We start from the raw sequence: 17,770 nt of genomic DNA on the forward strand, positions 1-17,770 counted from the left end.
AGCGATATAAGACGTGCAGGTGTCACCATTTAAGATGAGACATCTGTGGTCATCTTTGGTCACGTATTCTCAACTACGGACTGTCTGATTGTCACAGTGTGCCAATCAGACCTGCCTTTGAACCTCCGCAACAGCGGAGGCGTCAGTGCGACGATCTACTCACTGGACCCCAGGGCTTTATCTGCGCAGGGAGTTTGGCCTTCTAGTCGTTGCGGCGACTGTCGGCGTGTCTCGCGTTAGTCTCTTTAGCCGTTCCTACGACGACCGCGGCATCGGCTACCGGGTGAAGACCCGGGAAGTCTGTTCAGTCTTGCGTCGCGTGATCGGTGACCGCACGGCAGGGCCGCTGTTCCAGCGGCCGGGCTCACTAGCCGTGCGACGGCGCTGGCAGACAGCCGGACTGTCCAAGTTGATTCGCGCCGTCGAGCAGGCCATCGCTGCCGCCGAGCAGCAAGCGCATCGCCCACTTGCCCGCACGGAAATCGCGAGGCTTCAGCGGCAAGTTTGGCGTGACGCCGGCGCACTGCGAACCGATCAGGTTCGCCAGTCCTTCATCGCCGTCGCGCAGTCCTGCGGCCTGGACGGCGCCACTTGCCCGAAGAGCTGGCGGCACACGTTTGCCACGCTGCTGCAGGAAGCCAACGTCGACCCGCTGATTCGGCAACTGACGATGGCGCACGCACCAACTTTTGGGCCGGAGTCGGCCCTCGGCATGACGGCCATGTACACCCATACCCGCTGGTCCACGCAGCAACGCGAGATTGCTCGCGCACTGCGGCTGTGGCCCGCGTCGCTACTATTAGCCCAACAGTGGGCGAAAGGAGACACAGGATGTTGAACACTCCCTTCATTCCCAAGAACCCTAGCGGGACGCTCCGGGTGATCTTGCTCGGACGTCTCTCCCGGCCCAAAGAAACAGTCGAGCAAACTCAAGCGACGATTGAAGCGTCGTATCGCTATGCCAGGGAATTCATCGAGCGGAACTATGACGGCCCGGTCGAGTATAGGGAATTAGGCGAACAGATCAGCGGTTTGGTCGGCGACCGCCGGACGATCAGCGAGGCGCGGGAACTCATGGAGACCGGCGAATGGGACGTCGTGCTCACCGAGGACTTGTCTCGCATTTACCGCAATCCTCATTTGCAATATGGCTTCGTCCACGAATGCGTCGACCTGCAGGTCCGACTGATTTGCATCGCCGACGGCCTCGATACCGCAGACGAGAACTGGGAAGTGATGCTGGGTGCGGCATCATTGCGGCACTGTCTGCACATTCCAGATACACGCCGGCGCATCAAGCGTTCGGCAAAGCATTCATTCCACAAGGGGGGCATGGTCCAGCGGGTCCGATTCGGCTACCAGAAGCTTAACGCTGAGCAGGCGGCCAGTGGCGAGTTTGGGCCAGTGGGCGTGCGGATGGCACGGCTTGCTGAGTGGCAGGATCTCTTCGACGAGATCCGCCAAGCCTTGCTGGCCGGACGAAGTCCTTCGGCTATCGTCGACGAACTCAATCGTCGCAAGGTCCCCGTTGGGCCATCGGCGACTCGCGGACATTGGCACTTTGGCCTGCTCAAAAATCTGTTGCGGGACCCAATCTTGCACGGGACGCGCGCGTTTCGCCGCGTGATTTACGTACCGCTAATGCAGAACGGAGGCTATCGGCGCGAGGTGAACCAAACGCCCGAGATCGAGTACGTCCCAGAGCTGGCGTTCATGTCCAAAGAACAGCAAGAGGAAATGCTTCAGGCGGTCGGTTGGTCGATCAAGTGGCATAGTACCGAGGTCGATGCTTCCAAAGCGATCCGGTGCCGTTCTCGTGCGTTATGGCCGCAGCTCGCCGCGACGTGTGCGATCTGTGGCAGCCCCATGGTCGTCATGGGCACATTTTTAAAGTGCGCGAAGGCGACCAAGGCCGGCGGCGCCAGTTGCTGGAATCACGTTCAGGCGCCGCTCGCGTCCATTCGCCAACGGACCGTGACATGGCTCACAGAAGAGTTGCGCCGTCATCCGGAGGCGTTCGGCGCCCTGTTGGACGCGGCACTCGAAGTGATTGCCCGTCATGATGCCGATAGGGGCGATGAAGCGAAACGTCTTGGCCGCGAGGAAGAGCAGCTGCGCAAACAGTTGGCGAATCTTGGCGACGCGATCAAGAACGGTGCGGAGAACTCGTCGACGCTCATCAACATGCTGACGTCCACCGAGGCGCAGCTGCAGGAGCTTCAGCAAAGACGGGCCGCGAAGGCCTCTGATTCGCCCCAGCTGCCAGGCACTCGGGCTCAGCTAGAGGCTAACTTCGAGCCGGTATTACGTAGCTTGGTCGAGACGTCAGTAGAGTTCGCCGAGGTGCTCCGCGAATTCTTTCCGCGGTTCGATATTCAACCAGTCCAAGCGCTCGACACGGGACAAGTTCGGCCGCGGGCGATCTTGCACTTCGGCGCCAATGCGACAGCTGGTAATGAGATGGACAAACCTCCGCGGGTGGTAACGTTTGACCTTTTCGAACCGCCCGTTCATATCCGGATGGGACCGCTGGTAACCCAGATCCGACAGAGTTCGCCCAAGGCTACAATGAAGGAAATTGGCGAGCGCGTCGGTACAAGCCACGCATCCGTGAAGCGTGCCTTTGACTACTGTGCGCGGATGGCGAAGGCAGGCGTGATCGACCCCTTTGTACCACTGACAACGAAGCCAGCCGAAGCGTCGCGGTGGCGGCACGCGAAGTGAGCAATTGCTAAGCGATGCGATCGAAATTTCGAGCGGCTACTCGCCGATCATGGGGGGAGGCGAGTAGCCGCGAGATGGCCGTCGTGCCAGCGTCGCTTTTTTTAGCCATCAGCGGTCGCGTGCCCCGATGATTACTTTGCCGACCATGTATGAGAGCTTCCAGCTCCGTCGCACTGCCTGGAGGTCTCATGAAGACTCTTGCGATGCTAGCGATACCAGGGGTTCGTTCGCCGCGCAAAGATCAATTAGACAATCACTTATTGTTGCTGTTGGTCCTGTAAGTAAAGTAAGGTCCACAGTTCGACCCGAGCAGATGGCAGAATGGGCATGTGCGTGCGCGTGGAGGTGTTCTCGACCGACGTCGCAAGCAGAGCGTTGACAGCGCACTTGGGAGTGACACACCTGCACGCTGTCGTGAGCGACCTGACCACTCTTGAGGCAGTCCGATAACCAACAACAATGTTCGTTGCGTTCAGACGTGAAGAATGTTGCTATTTGGCGATCTATCAGTTCCAGTCAATCCACGAATCAGGCTAGTAGAAAGCAGTCACTTCTTTGGATCCGATGTGTTCGGTTGAGTTTCCAGCTACGCGGATCGATTAAACCGCAGTATTGCAGTGGTGTGTTGGCTGTTGGAGCAAACCATCTTCCCGCAGCGGGCGATTTTTGTTCTGCCAGCGATCCGATCACACTGCTGGCCTACAGCGCCAGTTAGAATTGAGCATGTCCCAGCTGATCTCCTCATCTGCCAAATAGTTGACCCGATTCACCATGGCAGGTAGCGTAGATTGGCGTTCTCAGGTTGCCTTCGATTTCTCGTCTCGACGGAGCGTGCTAATGCGTTTTCGTTCACATCGGTCTTTTGCAACCGTCGCTGCATGCGCGTTCTGCATCGCATTCGCCCCGGCCGCTGCTTCCGCGCAGCCCTACAACTTCTTGAAGATCGCTGACACGAGTGGGCCGTTTAGCAATTTCGGGGAGCCGGCGCTTAACAACGATGGCGCCGTCGCCTTTCGCGCAGACCTCGACGGCGGGGGTGAAGGCGTTTTTCTTGCCAGTGGCGGCGTCATTACCACGCTGGCCGAGACGAGCGGGTTATTCAGCGACTTCGGCGACGTTTCGATCAATTCCGCAGGCGCGGTCGCATTCTGGGCGGCACTCGATGACGGCAGCGAAGGAATCTATACCGCCGCGGGCGGCTCCTTGAACACGATAGCCACGGCCAGCAGCAGCGGTCCGGTGTTCCGCAGTTTCGATACCGTCGCATTCGGCGGCAGGCCTTCAATTAACGACTCGGGCACGGTCGCTTTCTGGGCCGTCATCCACAACACGGGCGGCAGCGGCATCTTCACGGGCAACGGCGGGCCCACGAACACGATCATCGCGAATGGCGGCGATTTCTACGGTTTCGGCAATCCTTCTATAAATGACGCCGGCACGGTCGGCTTCCACGCTTCTCGGTTTCCGGCGTTGGGCGGCAACGCGATCCTCGCAAGCAGCGGCGGACCACCGACGATCTTGGCAGACGCCACCGGTCCGCTCGAAAACGTGGGAGTGCCGGTACTCAACAACGATGGCACGGCCATCTTCCTTGGTTCTCCCGATGGCGGCGGCATGGGACTATACACAAGCAGCGGCGGTCCGGTGTTCACTGTGGCCGACAATTCCGGTCCTTTCTCCTCTTTCTTCGGTCACTCCATCAACGGGGCCGGCCGAGTCGCGTTCGAGGCAACGCTTGATAGCGAAACTGAGAACGGCATTTACACGGGTCCTGACCTCGTCAACGACAAAGTGGTCAAACGGTTTGATACGCTCTTCGACGAGCAGGTAATCGGCGTCACTTTCGGGCAAGGCCTGAACGATCAGGGAGACATCGCGTTTTGGTACTCAAACGCGAACAGTTTGCAAACGCTTACTGTCGCCAGGGTCGTACCGGAACCGACGACCTTGTTGCTAGGCGTCTTTATTTCAGTAGCCATCGCAGTGATGGGACTTCGCGCCGCGGACGACTCGTTGCTGGACATTTTAATCAACGGCACAACACGCAAACGCCGACCGTCCGACGCAACGATTAGGTATGGCTTGGAGCAATGCACACACGTGCGTGGCTAGTTTCCAGTCAGTTTGGAGCCCAAGACATTGAACTTGCGGGGCTGTCGACGGAAGGCACTGTCACGCTCGGAAAAGCCCTCGCGGCGATCGAGGCGGACCCCCGCAAGCGGCTAGCGGCGATCACGCTCGCGGACTTGCGGGCGGCGAAGGCGGCGTGAGCGCGTATTCCTTGTCGTCATCCTCATAAATCAAGTTCCGTAATCCAGGAAACCTAATCCGCAGCCCAAACGAGTCGAGTACGGCGATGATGCCCACGACTGGAATCCAAAGTCATAAGATCTCGCAGTGCGGCAACGATGACTAGCAATTGAAGCCTGCGCCACCTTACGCCCCCGCTCCCGGACCACCAACTCTCGGGTTATCCAGCAAATGCGAAGCGCGTGAGCGGACCTTAGCGCCCTGCTCGCGCGTCACGAGGTAAACCCAGGTGTTCGGTCAGGGATGCCATTGTTGGGTCTCCAAAGGGGATGGGAGGTACAAATGTTGACGCGAATCTCTTAGCTACCTATGCTCGGGACTTCCACGGTGAGAGAGCAACATGATATTTCAGGCCGTGAACAAACTTCTCTTCGTTATCTTTTTTTTGGCAGCGTCGCCGTTCGTGACTGGCGCCCCGCTGAAGTATCAATTCGACTTCACGGTGCACAGACTTGGCCCGTCTGTCTTTGAAAACGCCGCACTCAGATTAGATCTGACTTGGGACGCCGCGGAGTTTCCGCCACTCCTTTCGACTTCCAAATATACAAGATGGGCTGTCGGCAATCCTTCCGGTTCGCTAGCGGTGACTGGTTCGACAGGCTACGACGGCGTGTACGAAGCAACCTTTCTCGCCATGGGGGCGTTGGACTTTTGGGATGTTCAAGACGGAGGAATCAGCGCCGACACCCAACGCGTTCCTCCCATGAGTTTCGATTTGAACGGACGCACCGCGACGATGAGGGGATTAACAGTATACTTCCATGATCGATCTTTCTTCACAGCGGCCTCACCAAATTCCTTCATCGTTCCCAAGCCCTTCAGCGCCGCCGAAGCCGACTGGTCAACCACTTCATTTTTTGTGGAAGGCATCACCTCATTCGTGACCGACGGTCTCTCTGCCTCAGCCAGAGAAGTCCCCGAACCCTCCACGCTCGCCCTTGGCTCCTTCGCCCTCCTCCCCCTCGCCGCCCTCCGTCGCCGCCAATAACGCCGCCGCCTGCCCGCGACGGGAGACGCTATTCTGACGACCATGAGTCGCGGGGCATTAATCAGACTCCGCTGAATGATGCTCGCTATGAGCTGGGTTGTCGCCGGCGCGGCGTTGTGGACGCTGCTGGTAATGACGCTGCGAGGCGCCGCAAATGCAATTGAGGTAGGCGGAAAAACCGCTTTTCCCGCGTAACACGGGCCGCCGAAATGAATTCGGCCAAATCCTTTGTCACAAAGTGGATGTACTGGTATGCTAATGGCGCTACTTAGACACATCCTGTCTGTGTTCAACTGGAGGAGAGGCTAATGCGAATCAGCGTGTTTGTTCTCGTCGCAACTTCATCGATGTGCTTTAGTGCCCAGGCAAGGTTGATTGACGATTTCACTCAGGGGTCGTTAAACATCAGCGCGGGACCATTGCAAACCGTTACTGACGTCGAGAACGGGTTAGATCCGACGAAGGTCATTGGGGGGGAACGCCGCACCACGGCTCGGGACGACGTCTCCATTCGCATCAATGATCCGGCTCCTACCCCTGTTCCCGGGGCGATATTCGATCAGGGAATTCTTAATTTCAACGGTGAGGGTGAGTTCAACTACGGTGACAGCACTCCGCTGCACGTTGACCTGACGGCAGGGGGAACTCGGGAGTTTCGCTTACGAATGTCCGGCGACATGCGAGCCGAGTATATGCAAAGAGCGATCCTCGTCTTGGAAACTTCGGATGGGATGGGAGGCGTCGACGTGGCAAGCAAGGGCTGGGGCGGAACCTTCAAGGACAACGGCGCCTATAGCACAGGCTACATTCCGTTCAACACGTTTGAGAACGTCACAGACGTTCTCAGCATTACACTGCGATTTGAAGGCGTGCCAGCGGCATTAGTTTCACGTGCGTTTGCGGTTAACCATTTCGAAACCGCGATTCCAGAACCGGCAACCGCCATGCTGGCGTTGGCTTCGGCTCTTGGTTTAGCTGCATATCGTCGATCGACGCAATTCGCGCCAGCTAACGCATAAACGGAAGTTAGGGCGTCGCAAGTTGATGAAACTGTGATGCCCTTTTTCGTGCGCTGGCGGCAGGCGCGCCAGCAACCCACCTCGCGTGATCCCGCGAAACGCGGCACGATCGTCACACCCGCCCCGCGCCGCGTCACGGCTCAATTTGTACGACGTTTTCAGCGGCGCTTGAGTTGGAACGGGCGGTCGAGGTCAGCCGCGACGTCGGCAGGCGGCGACAAGCATTGCGCCCGAGATGGCAGTTAAAGTCGCCGAGGATGGTTCCGGAATGACCGAGAACTCGACGATGGCAAGGCGGGGCGAGGAAGAGTCATTGTCATCCAAGCCGATCACGTCGTTCCAGTATGATGTCTGTGCTGTTCCATAGCTACTAAGGTACAGAGCGAGGTAGTCTTCACCGTCAGGGTTGCGTCGACGGTCCATGGGGGCGTTATTCGGCTCAAGGAAATAGCTTCCAATCCTTGACTTGGGCCAGTTGTGATAGCCAATGGACTGCCCCGTGACATATCCCCCCAAATTGACGCTACCTCGCCAGAAAACTTGCCCTTCTTCAGGCCCGCCGACCCAGCGCCATTCTCCTTCGATTGCCGCATCGCTGGCACCAATCCAGAATTTTTCGGTGGACCCAACCGGCGAACGCCCGAACTCCTTAAAGTATTTTAGGACGAAGTCCTGTTCCGCCTGCGATGTGATCGTGGCTAGATGACCAGGAATACCCAAATGCGATATTGACGCCGCACGCGTCAGGGCATCTGCGAACGGCATGGCCGGCCGAATAAACCTTTCGTCGTCCAACTTAGTGAAGAACGCGTAATAATGCCCGTTGTCAGGGTTGCGGGCCGGCTCGCTCATCCAGGCGAACGCAGGCGTCACCGCTGAGAGACTAGCGGCACAGAACAGCGCGCAAAGAAGTATGCGTTGCATTGGAGAGTCGTGCGGTTGCTGCCCCCGACTTTTATCCCAAGTTGTCCGATAGTTGTCAACGAAATTTGCTGCGTTGCTAAAATCGACGACTATACTCAGTAAAATCTCCCCATACCCCGCCCCCGCTTCGGGAGACGCATCAGTGATTAGCGGCAGTACTTGACAACTCAACATCAAGCTAGGGTCGCATCGCTTCGGCTTTTCCGAAAATACTTGGAGCGGTTGGCTGATCGACGGGAGACTTACGCCGGAATAAGTCACCTCATACGCTGAGCTTGGCCCCCTGGGGAGACGACAGATCCCGATTTCTATCGACGCTGCGGCCTGCTCACTGGCGTTGTTCTTCGTTACCGCCCTACTGCTGATGGTGGCCCTGGCAATCTACAGTGCGACAGTCGAGTCGTCGAATCTCCTGAAGGCCTCCCTTATCACTGCGGGCGGCGAAGGCGGCTCAGTCGATCCTTCAGCCTGATTAAGGAAGACTAACTGTCCTGCGTCGCCGACGCACGAACGCCAGCGATTGCTCGAACCGCCGTTGCATATCCTTAAACGCCGCAGCATCGCCGCCGTGATCAGGGTGAACGGCCCACGAACGTTCGCGATAGGCACGCAACACGTCTTCCTCACACGCCATAGAATCGAGTCCGAAAAACCTTAAATATTCGGGCGGCCCCACAATCTCTGCAATTGATGCACCCCCAACGCCTGTAAGAAGCACCGGCTCGCGTGGTATGGGTTTCTCACGCCGACGCTTGTATTCCGAAAGACGATGTATCAAAAACCCGAATAGCAAAATGCCCCCCACGATGCCAACAGCGATTACGGCTTTCGGCGGCGTGGGAGAGCGAGCGTGGGGTTGGGCCTTCACGATCCGCTTGCTCGGCGGCGAAACCTCGACGGATCGCTTGGACGGAGGGGCGCTTCGATTGTCGTTCGGCGTTACTGGCTGAGGTTTTTCTTCGACCCATGGCGCAGGCAATTGAACGGACGGAGCGTTGGCGCCAGACGTGTCCGGCATTTCAAGGTTCGGTGAGGTGACCGTCGGACGATCAGCCAGCCGCAACCCTTGCTGCTCTTCAGAGGCAGCGTTTGGAGCGAAAGGACCGGTGACCGGACCTGACCTCGCCTTCGTTGGAGGCTCATAAGCTTTCGGATCGGTTGGGAATTGCATCCGGTCAGCCGACGCGATCGCGGCGCTCGCCATCGACGAGAGAAGAAATATCCCTAATCGCCAACGTCTGCCATCCGTCATGAAACGCCGACTCAGCACTGGGTACGAACGAACCGCAGGAGCGCGGCGATATTACCACGCCAGAAAAGGGATTCTAACTTCGGCCGCCTACCCAAGTCACCGCCGTTTTTGAGCGATTGTGTCCTAGCCCCCAGCGACCCGGCCCGGGTTAGGGGCGACGGCGTGACGGAACGATCGCGATGACAAGGATTGTCAATCCGACACCGCCCCCCAGACCGATGATCCACGCTGCGGGCTTAGGCCCTCCTCCTGCACCGCAGCTTCTCGCGGCAGACGGCAAGAGCATCCCAAGGGTGAGGCCGAGCCCTAGGATGACGAGAAGTAATCGCATTAAGCTCATGCCCCGCATTTTAACCGCCGGCGCGGGAATGCAACCGGCCAGATTCACGCTCCTCAAGCGAAAAGCCTATATGCCAGACGAGTTTATACTAGCAGCGGTCGAACTGTTCATCGTGCCGATCGCCTATGTCGTCGCCACACCATTCGTCTTGATCTCGGCGCCCTTCCGAGTGAGCGGTGTGCGGGGTGGCTATGCCGCCGTTCGTCGGTTCATCAAGGACTGGTGTTAAAGCGCTTCCGCGATCGACCCTACTGGAGTAGGCGTTGTGCATCTACTGCCCCACCGAATTACTCGCGAAGCGTTCTTGGAGTTTCTTCAAGGTGAAGGCATTGCCGCGATCGAAAAACGCACGCATCTCTTTCGATTCCTAGTCGTCGCCAAATCCCAAACCAACTACTCGCACGCGCGTCGACTTTGGGCCATTTTCCTCGAAGTAGATGACCGTCCACATGTTCTTAACCGCATTCGGGAAGGGGAACCCATCTGGGGCCTTGCTCACTTTGATCGAGAGCATGCGCTCCGGGTCGTAGCAGATGATCGTGTTCTCAATGGTCTTGGCGTCGCCAATAGTGCCCTTCGGGTCATAATGCGTGCGCATCCGGCCGCCAATCTTCAGTTCAATCTCGGAGTGAGCCACCATCCACGATTCCTGCCCCTCCTTGGTCGTGAACGCCGTCCAGACATCGCCCAGCGGCGCGGCAACAACGCCTTCATCAACAAGCCGCCCGTCTCCAACTGGGACTTCGTCACCAAGGGAGGACGAAGGAAGCACGAGGCTGAACGCGGCTAACGCAGGCATAAAGAATCGCGTACACATCTGAGAGAGTCCATTAGTCATGGGCGTCTAGCGCCAGACAACAAGAATGATGCCAACGACGAGCTGTAATTTAGTTAACGAGCGACGTTGATCAAGTAAGCGCTGATAACCTCGTCACCGGCTAGAAAGCTGGTAATGGTTACGGTGACCGCGCTGAGAAGGGCCGTGATTCCGCGACGGGGGCCAGCGGCGGGACGGCCGCGGTTAGCAGCACGTAGCTCGACAGCATCCCTGGAGAAGTTCGTCGCTACATCTTTGACGCCATCTGCTTAACCTTCTTCTTCGCATTAACTATGTAGCCTCACCGACTACTTGCCAGAGCCGTGTTCCGCCCCCTTGCTACGTTGAGGGCCAATAGGGGGCAACCATCGCGGCCAGAAGATCGATCCGTGCTTCGTTGCAGGGCTGCACTGCATCAAGTCAGCCTTGACCTGCCCGGGTGGTTAGTCAGTAGACCCAAGCACCCGATCAAGCCTAAGGCCAAGGTGGCAGACTCGGGGACCTGCGCAGCACCAAGCGGCGCCCATGCGTTGCTAAACTGCAGCTGCCAAGCGAGAAAGTCGGCGCCATCGGACTCGCCGTCGCTGTTGACGTCAGCGCCGCTGCCTTGGCCAAAGGCCCCTTGCCAGAAAACTAAGTCGTCGGCGTCGCAATCGCCGTCGTGGTCGAAATCACCAGGCAGGATCGCAGCCGAAACGGAAATCACGCCGGCAGAATACAACAGTGTCGTGTCCCACGTCTTCCCCGTTGCCAGCTCGGGAAGCGAGATGGATGAAAACGTGCCATTTAGTCCGGTCCAATCAAGAATATCGAACGATTGCCCAACCGAAGGATTGAATCCACCCGTGAGCGACACCTCAAGGGCGCCGCCGAGTTGTAGACCGCCGTTGACAATTAACCGGTCGTATCCGGAGCCCGCAGTGATTCCCCCAAGTTCAATGTGCGTCCTTGAACCAGCGGCCAAAGACACGTTGTTGGTCATCGTGACAATCGCCGAGCTATTTCCCGGCCGCAAATCTCCCAGGACGTACACATCGCCGCCACCTGTAAAGCTACCTGCTCCGCTCAGCGATCCTAAGAACACAGCGCTGCTTTGCGTACTGCCGGCGCTGCTCAGGGACATTGTTCCGTTTTGAATGACATCGTCGTAAAACGTCACGCCCGCCCCCCCTACGACGGCAAGCGATCCGTCCAATTCGTTGCTGACGTCTCCAAACACGTCGGTCAGCCCGTAAATCATCGACACCGCGCCATGATTGGACAGTCCGCCGTTGAAGCGGAGGCTCGCGTTGCGGGCCACGATCAGACTGTTACCCCCCTGAGAGTTAGTAAATGCGCCAACTGACTCGAATGTCGCCTGGTAAATGGCGTTGCCCAGCACCTCAACCGCCCCAGCGTTCGACTGTGGCGTCGAAATCTGCAGAGTCATACTTTGTCCCGCTCCAAGTCGAACATCGCCAGTCGGACGATTGACAAAACTGCCGTAAACATCAGCCGATCCGCTGAAGATACCGCTATTGTCAAGATTGGCGACGTTGATAGTTCCGCCCCCGCTCTCGAAGCGACCTGCGCCGCTCGTCGTGACATCACCGATGAGCGTCGAAGTAGGTCCCACCACCACACGCCCCTTGGTGACCAAGACCGCGTTCGTAACGTTCGCCGAGAGCGTGAGCGTCCCTGCGCCGGTCTGCTCAACTCGGCCCGTACCACTTATCGTTCCCGGTAATCCAACGCTATCCGAACGATTGAAAACCAATGTAGCATTGTTGGTGACGTTGCCGGTGATGCTGCCGACCGTCCCTCCGTTGCCGACTTGAAGTCGTCCGGCCGATACTGTCGTACCACCTGAGTAGGAGTTGGAGCTCGTTAGCACTTGGGTTCCCGGACCCAACTTTGCAACGCTTCCAGTACCAGTAATCACGCCGCTGAACGTCTGCCCGTCCGCCGGCGTATTGAAAGCGAGCGTGCCGTTGTTGATCACGCCGCCAGCTACTGTGCCGACTTCAGTCCCATCGCCCAGTTGCAACGTGCCTGTGCTGATCGTCGTGCCTCCCGTGTAGTTGTTGCTACCAGTGAGGGTGAGTGCGCCGGCGCCACTCTTGCGAACCGCGCCCGTACCGCTAATCTGGCCTCCGTATACGATGGAATCGCTGCGATTAAAGACTAGCGTTCCGCTGTTGAGCACGTTTCCCACGATGCTTCCCGTCGTACCGCCATTGCCAATCTGCAACGTACCGGCGGAAATCGCAGTTCCGCCCGTGTACGTGTTTAGAGATCCCAAGATCAATGTACCGGTTCCGGTTTTCGTCAGAACGCCTGCTCCGTTGATGCTTCCGGACGTCTGAGTACCCGCCGAGACGCTCAGGGCGGTGCCGCTGGCCAGATTTACGGACGTATTACTAAGCGTTCCAATCGTGGCCGTCGCGCCATTAAGGTTCGCCGTGCCCCCCGTGGCGGACGTGATGGTAGCTGAGCCCGCGACGTTGATCGTGCCGTTCGAAAACGTGGGAAGATTCGCTCCTGCTGAGAAGGTCGTGACGCCGGGCCCGCTAAGTGCGCTCAACGTGATCGTGCCAGCGTTGCCCGAGAAAGCGATGTCGCCCGAGTTGGCCACTGCCCCCAGCACGAGGTTGCTGCCGGACACATCCATCGTAGCCCCAGAGGCTACCGTCACCTGAGCCGCAGAACTGAATGACCCGAGTTTGAGCATGCCGGCATTCACCGTGGTCGCACCGGTGTAGGCAGCGGCAATCGCCGTCAGATCGAGCGTACCACCGCCAGTCTTGGTCAGGCCGCCTGTCCCCGAGACGATTGCTCCGGCAGAAGCACTATAAGTAAAACCGCTATCAACCTGGATCGTGGAAGCCGTGCTACCCAGAGTGATCGCGCGTGCCGAATCGATGCTGCCGGCCGCGCGGAGCGTACCGGCGTTGATCGTCATTTCGCCGCCGCCTAGATTGCTTTCTGAAGCAACCTGCAGAGTGCCTCCGTTAATCGTCGTACCGCCCGTGTAAATACTGTCGACTGCGAGTACTAGTGTTCCCGCGCCTTCCTTTTTCATCCCTTGGGCGCCGGCGATGGCCACATTCATGGTCGCCGTCTGATTGATCACTGAAATGCTCGGCGTGCCGCCAGTGACCTGCAAGGTAAGGACGCCACCAGATCCGGGCGAGACGGTCCAGTTGCGAGTTGCGCCCACATCCCCTAATACAACTCGGCCAACTGTACGATCACCGTCTAATGCAACGGTCGCATCCGATGCCAGAGTCACTTGGCTCAGGTCCGCTGTGTTATCAATTCCATCGGGTAGCCCGCTCGGATTCCATTTCGCCGTGTCGGCCCAACTACCGCTCCCAGCAGTGTTCCAAATCGAGGACTGCGCGATTATATAGTGATGCAGCGTCGTGCTGCCGCCCGAGGGCTGTTCGACCGCCCAGACGTCGCGGTTGTTCGCACCGATCGTCCACGACTGCGGGGTGAACGGAATTGAGCCCAGCGACGCGCCTGTGGCCGCGTTGAAATAGTTCGTCGTGCCGAAGGCGACCGTGGGAGTCGCGGCGCCGATGCTCTGCGAGAAAGTGACAATGTTCTGCGTCAGATTGGCCGCGTTCAATGCCGCCTGGTTGTAGTAGTAGGTCAACCCGTCCGTAGAAAGCACGCCGGAGGAACCATAGGGACTACCATTCACTGACTCCGCTCCGGTCAAAGTATTGCCGCTCAAGGTGTAGGCGCGGACATCGGTTTGAGAAAGGCCCGACGTGTTGTAAATCAGACGGCCGAGGCTTGCGCTGTATTCGATGTCTCCTTGGTAACCCGAAGATTGGGCTAGCTGAGTCATCAACGAGTCGGGGGCGTAGGATTGCAGCGAGATGTCAACAGTTTGGTCTTGTCCCACTAAGAAGACTCGATTGTCGTCAACCGGGGCAATGCGGTACCCAATGCCGATGGCTTGGGCGGATGTCCACGTTCCTGACTGTAGATCGTACCGATGTACGAACGACGGATGGGCAGGCGTCCCGTATCCAACGATGGTGCCTCCATAGTCGGCGACATACAGGTACTGCCCGCTTGGGGAGAACGCAAAGTCCGTGAACGAACCCGTCGGAGTAGGCGTCCGCATACTTAATTGAGCGCCAGTCGACGCATTCAAGACACGTACGCCCGACGCGGAGTCCCGCAGAAACAGCATGTCGTACTGATTCGAGTACAGGGCTGAGCTGACATTACCGGACGTGGTAACGTTCTGCACTTCGTTGAGGGTGGGCAATGCATAGCAGACGACTTGCATGTGCGCCGCTGTGAATGTTGCGAATATGAGAACACCCAATATGAAACGATTAATACTCATAATTCTCATTCGATAGATTTCTGACCAATTAATGACGCACTTGCGATTGCGTACTAATCCAGCCGTTCTTTTTCAGAGTGGCACGCCGTCTCTAACCGCGGCGCATCATTGAACACTTGTCGATGCAAAGACTTGCTAAGTCGACAGGCACTTCTCGATAGATCGCCGCCTGCAGAGACAGCACTTACTCCGACAAGAAAGCTTTCTAACACAAACCAACGGCATCGGTCTCATATTTCGCTGGCGCCTAAACAATTTAACGAGTCAAGGGCGTAGTTGCCAGTTTGCGAGATGGCGACCTGATCACATTCAACACCACAAGTTACAGGCGGCGGGCGGCTTCATACCCGGACGCAGTCGGTAAGCGTCAGCTGCCCGTCGAGCGACCATCCCGGCCGACATTGACCGCCTTAAACGCCGTTCTGCAAGGCGCCAGTGAATGCCTCATCGTGAACGGTAATGTGACCAGTCACGATGCTAGGCGATGCGATTCCTGGGACTGACGTGTTCCAAGGCGGCGTGCTGAAATACCCGAAAAAGGGGCGAAGATTTGTAAACTCGTGATTACCAATCTCTGCTGCATTGGATCAACGCTCGTTGAGATACGCCAAAACTATAAGTCACCGCTTCTTCACCTTCACAGCCATATCCCAAAGCTCTTTGCCATTTTTGTACGATCGACGCACCACATCCATCCGCATCACGTCGGTCGTGCCATCGGCAATGCGAAGCCCATTGAGGTCTTGCAAGCGATCGCCAAGATCGACGCGGTCTGAATAGCCTTCCGCTCCGAAGGCACGAGTTGCGGCGTCTACCGCCTGGAGCGCAATTTCGACTCCTTCGGCCTTCAAGCCGTTGATGATCGGATCGGCGGCTTCGCCTTCGCCACGATCGAGCATGGCAGCCGCTTCGCGGGCGAGCGCCTTCGCCATGCGAAGTTCCGTGGTGTGCTGCCCGAGTGATTGCTGAAGATGCGTGAAGCGGCCGATCGGTCCGCCGTAGGCTTCCCTGGCTGAAAGACGTTCGGCCATCATGTCCAAAGCACGATCGGCCGTGCCGATCGCCGCTGCGACCTGCATCAGTCGCCAGTAACGAAAGTGATTGACGAAGATGTTATCGCCCTCGCCGTCGGCGCCGATCATTTGCCAATCATCAACGCGCACATCTTTGAACTTCATTCCTCCGAAGGAATTGCCTTTGAGCCCGTGCGCGCCGAACGAATACTTCTCAAGGCCGGGCGTGTCGATCGGCAGCACGAACGCGCTCAACCCCTTTGGCTCGCCACTTGCTGGTTGCGTGAATATGATAACGTGCGTGGCTTGCTCAAGACGTGCGACATAGCGTTTCTCCCCGCTCAACAAATAGCCGCCTTCGACTTTGCGCGCCGTGCTGGTGATCGCGTGAAAATCACTGCCAGCATGCGGTTCGGTCATCGTAATGGCGACGTAGGCATCGCCACTGGCGACTTGCCGAACAATATCGAGCACTTTTAGGTCGGTGCTTTTGAGCAGCGGACGGACATGCGCGCCGCCCACTACGTCCCGGCAGTTGAGGTCGTGCCAGCCAGCGTGCATGAATGCTTCCAGTACTTTTGACGCTGGCCATGCTGCGCCACCGTATTCAACAGGCAAGTCGAGTCCCGGCAGCCCGAATGAAGCCGTCTTTTTGCGCCAGTCGCGCGGTGATCGCAGTTGCTTTGCTTGCAGCAACTCGCCTGCCGCAGCATCTATGAGCTTTCCCAGTTCTTTCGGACTTTCCGGCACAACGACCGCGGGAACTTCCTTGTCGCGCAGCGTTATCGTAAAAACCGTATCTACCTCAAAGATGCTGTCGCGCTTTGGCGCTCCATCCGGTTGCAAGAGAAATAAATGGCCGCTCGACTTCTCGTCCCCAAGTGAGTCGCCAAGGATGTAGCGAAGTTCCTTCGCCGGCTTGCTGGGATCGACCACGACGATTGCGCTGTCGACATATTCCTTGAGCAACACAAAGTGTCGGCCGAGGTGCTTGCTCGAGGCTTCGGTCACGTTGAAGGTCACTATCTTGAGTTGTCTGGGCGATACGCGGAGGTCAGGGCCATCGGTTTGCGACCACGTCTTTGCAGTCGGCGAGTAGGGTGCCAGCGGCGTCGATTCGATGGCAATGTCCATCGATCGCCCTTCGAGGTACTTGTCCTCATAGAATCGCAACAGTGCGACGAGTTGTTCGTTGGTGACGCGGCCGTCGAGCAATGCCTTCTGGTTGGCAAACGCCGCCAGCACCGCCTTATGCGGATTGGCCAGTCGTTCCAGCCCCGCCATGAGGCGAAGCGCTTGTATCGCGTCAATGCTGACTGCTGAAGGACAAGCTCCGCCGCCCCCTGAATGAATCAGCGCATCCAGCTCGTCTTGCACGACAAACGCATCGGCTGTTTTCTTCTGCGCATCCTGTAATGCAGAAAGAGCGGTCGCGGGATAGTCGAGGCCGGGAGCGCTAACTGCCGTGGTGTCGGGCTGTGATTCCTCCCCAGCAACCGACTGGGCGGAGGCGACCCGCAAGCAGCTAAATAGTATGACGAGCCAACCCAGCATGGCTAGCGAGCGGGGCTTCATGGCAGATCCTCGTGCAAACGAACCGGCGACATTTTGCGAACCGGACAGTTTATCATTTTGTGTCCATATTTGTGCATCAGGCACGAACGCTCAACGCCATCCATTTGCTTCGCTCGCTCGTGACGTCCCCCGAACGATCAATGAGGCTCTTTTGTACAAGTAGTGCGGGGCAACTACCGCGTGCTCTGTGCGGGAACGGGCCCATCATCCCCAGGTCGATCCCGTCCAGCGACACGTAGGCGAACTCCCCTTCGATCGGCCAGTTCCGCCACGCCTCGATTGCTCGTACAGTTGTTGATTCAACTGGCTGACGGTGCTGGGAGAGACGCGCGTCCCCCACAACGCCTCGGTAGTATCTTCCACTCGGCGGGCGCTCACTCCGGCGAGGACGCCGCTGGAAGACGCCTGCTTGTCGAACTCGACTCACTTTATCAGCTGCGGAGTTCCACGCAATTAAGCC

12 protein-coding genes and 1 pseudogene are annotated in these 17,770 nt (G+C 57.9%); 7 read left to right on the plus strand and 6 right to left on the minus strand.

The genetic code is table 11. From position 1 onward, the window contains the following. The first annotated feature begins 226 nt into the window (after positions 1-226). From I41_RS04070 to I41_RS04095, 6 genes are all read left to right on the plus strand, one after another. On the plus strand, positions 227-838 hold the full coding sequence (locus I41_RS04070; RefSeq protein ID WP_145431154.1) for a site-specific integrase: 612 nt from the start codon (positions 227-229) through the stop codon (positions 836-838). Further along, positions 832-2,724, plus strand: coding sequence for a recombinase family protein (locus I41_RS04075; RefSeq protein WP_145431155.1), 1,893 nt, complete (start codon positions 832-834; stop codon positions 2,722-2,724). Before I41_RS04070 ends, I41_RS04075 begins: the two co-directional genes overlap by 7 nt. 837 nt (positions 2,725-3,561) lie before the next feature. Further along, positions 3,562-4,836, plus strand: a complete 1,275-nt coding sequence (locus tag I41_RS04080; RefSeq protein WP_145431157.1) for a DUF7453 family protein — start codon at positions 3,562-3,564, stop codon at positions 4,834-4,836. After that, positions 4,815-4,994, plus strand: coding sequence for a hypothetical protein (locus tag I41_RS04085; RefSeq protein WP_145431159.1), 180 nt, complete (start codon positions 4,815-4,817; stop codon positions 4,992-4,994). The genes I41_RS04080 and I41_RS04085 overlap by 22 nt, the downstream gene beginning before the upstream one ends. Before the next feature lie 443 nt (positions 4,995-5,437). Continuing rightward, on the plus strand, positions 5,438-6,022 hold the full coding sequence (locus I41_RS27640; RefSeq protein ID WP_210421104.1) for a hypothetical protein: 585 nt from the start codon (positions 5,438-5,440) through the stop codon (positions 6,020-6,022). 308 nt (positions 6,023-6,330) lie between these two features. Continuing rightward, complete coding sequence (locus tag I41_RS04095; protein WP_145431163.1) at positions 6,331-7,041, plus strand: hypothetical protein; 711 nt, start codon at positions 6,331-6,333, stop codon at positions 7,039-7,041. 192 nt (positions 7,042-7,233) lie between these two features. Here the strand turns inward: I41_RS04095 and I41_RS04100 are convergent, their stop codons facing one another. Both I41_RS04100 and I41_RS04105 read right to left on the minus strand, forming a co-directional pair. Next, positions 7,234-7,965 (minus strand): lectin-like protein, encoded by a 732-nt coding sequence (locus tag I41_RS04100; protein ID WP_210421105.1) that lies wholly within the window; start codon positions 7,963-7,965, stop codon positions 7,234-7,236. 472 nt (positions 7,966-8,437) lie between these two features. Further along, positions 8,438-9,136 carry a hypothetical protein gene (locus tag I41_RS04105; protein WP_168206673.1) on the minus strand — a complete coding sequence of 233 codons (699 nt, stop codon included), beginning with the start codon at positions 9,134-9,136 and terminating at the stop codon, positions 8,438-8,440. 419 nt (positions 9,137-9,555) lie between these two features. Here I41_RS04105 and I41_RS04110 point away from each other — a divergent pair, with 419 nt between their 5' ends. Then, entirely contained in the window at positions 9,556-9,786 is a 231-nt protein-coding gene (locus tag I41_RS04110) for a hypothetical protein (RefSeq protein ID WP_145431169.1), read from the plus strand. 138 nt (positions 9,787-9,924) lie between these two features. On the opposite strand, the gene I41_RS04115 is transcribed toward I41_RS04110, so the two are convergent. The 4 genes and pseudogenes from I41_RS04115 to I41_RS04130 form a co-directional block, all read right to left on the minus strand. Further along, entirely contained in the window at positions 9,925-10,356 is a 432-nt protein-coding gene (locus I41_RS04115; protein ID WP_168206674.1) for an SRPBCC family protein, read from the minus strand. 433 nt (positions 10,357-10,789) lie between these two features. Then, the gene (locus I41_RS04120; protein WP_168206675.1) at positions 10,790-14,662 is read right to left on the minus strand and encodes a beta strand repeat-containing protein; all 3,873 of its coding nucleotides are present in this window, start codon (positions 14,660-14,662) and stop codon (positions 10,790-10,792) included. 680 nt (positions 14,663-15,342) lie between these two features. Continuing rightward, positions 15,343-17,310: an acyl-CoA dehydrogenase family protein gene (locus tag I41_RS04125; RefSeq protein ID WP_145431175.1), complete on the minus strand. Its 1,968-nt coding sequence runs from the start codon at positions 17,308-17,310 to the stop codon at positions 15,343-15,345. Between the two features lie 211 nt (positions 17,311-17,521). After that, positions 17,522-17,697 (minus strand): annotated as a pseudogene (locus tag I41_RS04130) (transposase); the annotation flags it as partial. Between the last annotated feature and the right edge of the window lie 73 nt (positions 17,698-17,770).

Origin of the sequence: Lacipirellula limnantheis, assembly GCF_007746075.1 — a bacterium.
In the GTDB taxonomy this organism is placed as follows: domain Bacteria; phylum Planctomycetota; class Planctomycetia; order Pirellulales; family Lacipirellulaceae; genus Lacipirellula; species Lacipirellula limnantheis.

Bases quoted from the DNA above. Each gene is read 5' to 3' on its own strand.
- I41_RS04125 (WP_145431175.1), bottom strand. From the start codon at position 17,310: ATGAAGCCCCGCTCGCTAGCCATGCTGGGTTGGCTCGTCATACTATTT.
- I41_RS04115 (WP_168206674.1), bottom strand. From the start codon at position 10,356: ATGCCTGCGTTAGCCGCGTTCAGCCTCGTGCTTCCTTCGTCCTCCCTT.
- I41_RS04120 (WP_168206675.1), bottom strand. From the start codon at position 14,662: ATGCAAGTCGTCTGCTATGCATTGCCCACCCTCAACGAAGTGCAGAAC.
- I41_RS04080 (WP_145431157.1), top strand. From the start codon at position 3,562: ATGCGTTTTCGTTCACATCGGTCTTTTGCAACCGTCGCTGCATGCGCG.
- I41_RS04085 (WP_145431159.1), top strand. From the start codon at position 4,815: ATGCACACACGTGCGTGGCTAGTTTCCAGTCAGTTTGGAGCCCAAGAC.
- I41_RS04110 (WP_145431169.1), top strand. From the start codon at position 9,556: ATGCCCCGCATTTTAACCGCCGGCGCGGGAATGCAACCGGCCAGATTC.
- I41_RS04100 (WP_210421105.1), bottom strand. From the start codon at position 7,965: ATGCAACGCATACTTCTTTGCGCGCTGTTCTGTGCCGCTAGTCTCTCA.
- I41_RS04095 (WP_145431163.1), top strand. From the start codon at position 6,331: ATGCGAATCAGCGTGTTTGTTCTCGTCGCAACTTCATCGATGTGCTTT.
- I41_RS04075 (WP_145431155.1), top strand. From the start codon at position 832: ATGTTGAACACTCCCTTCATTCCCAAGAACCCTAGCGGGACGCTCCGG.
- I41_RS04105 (WP_168206673.1), bottom strand. From the start codon at position 9,136: ATGCAATTCCCAACCGATCCGAAAGCTTATGAGCCTCCAACGAAGGCG.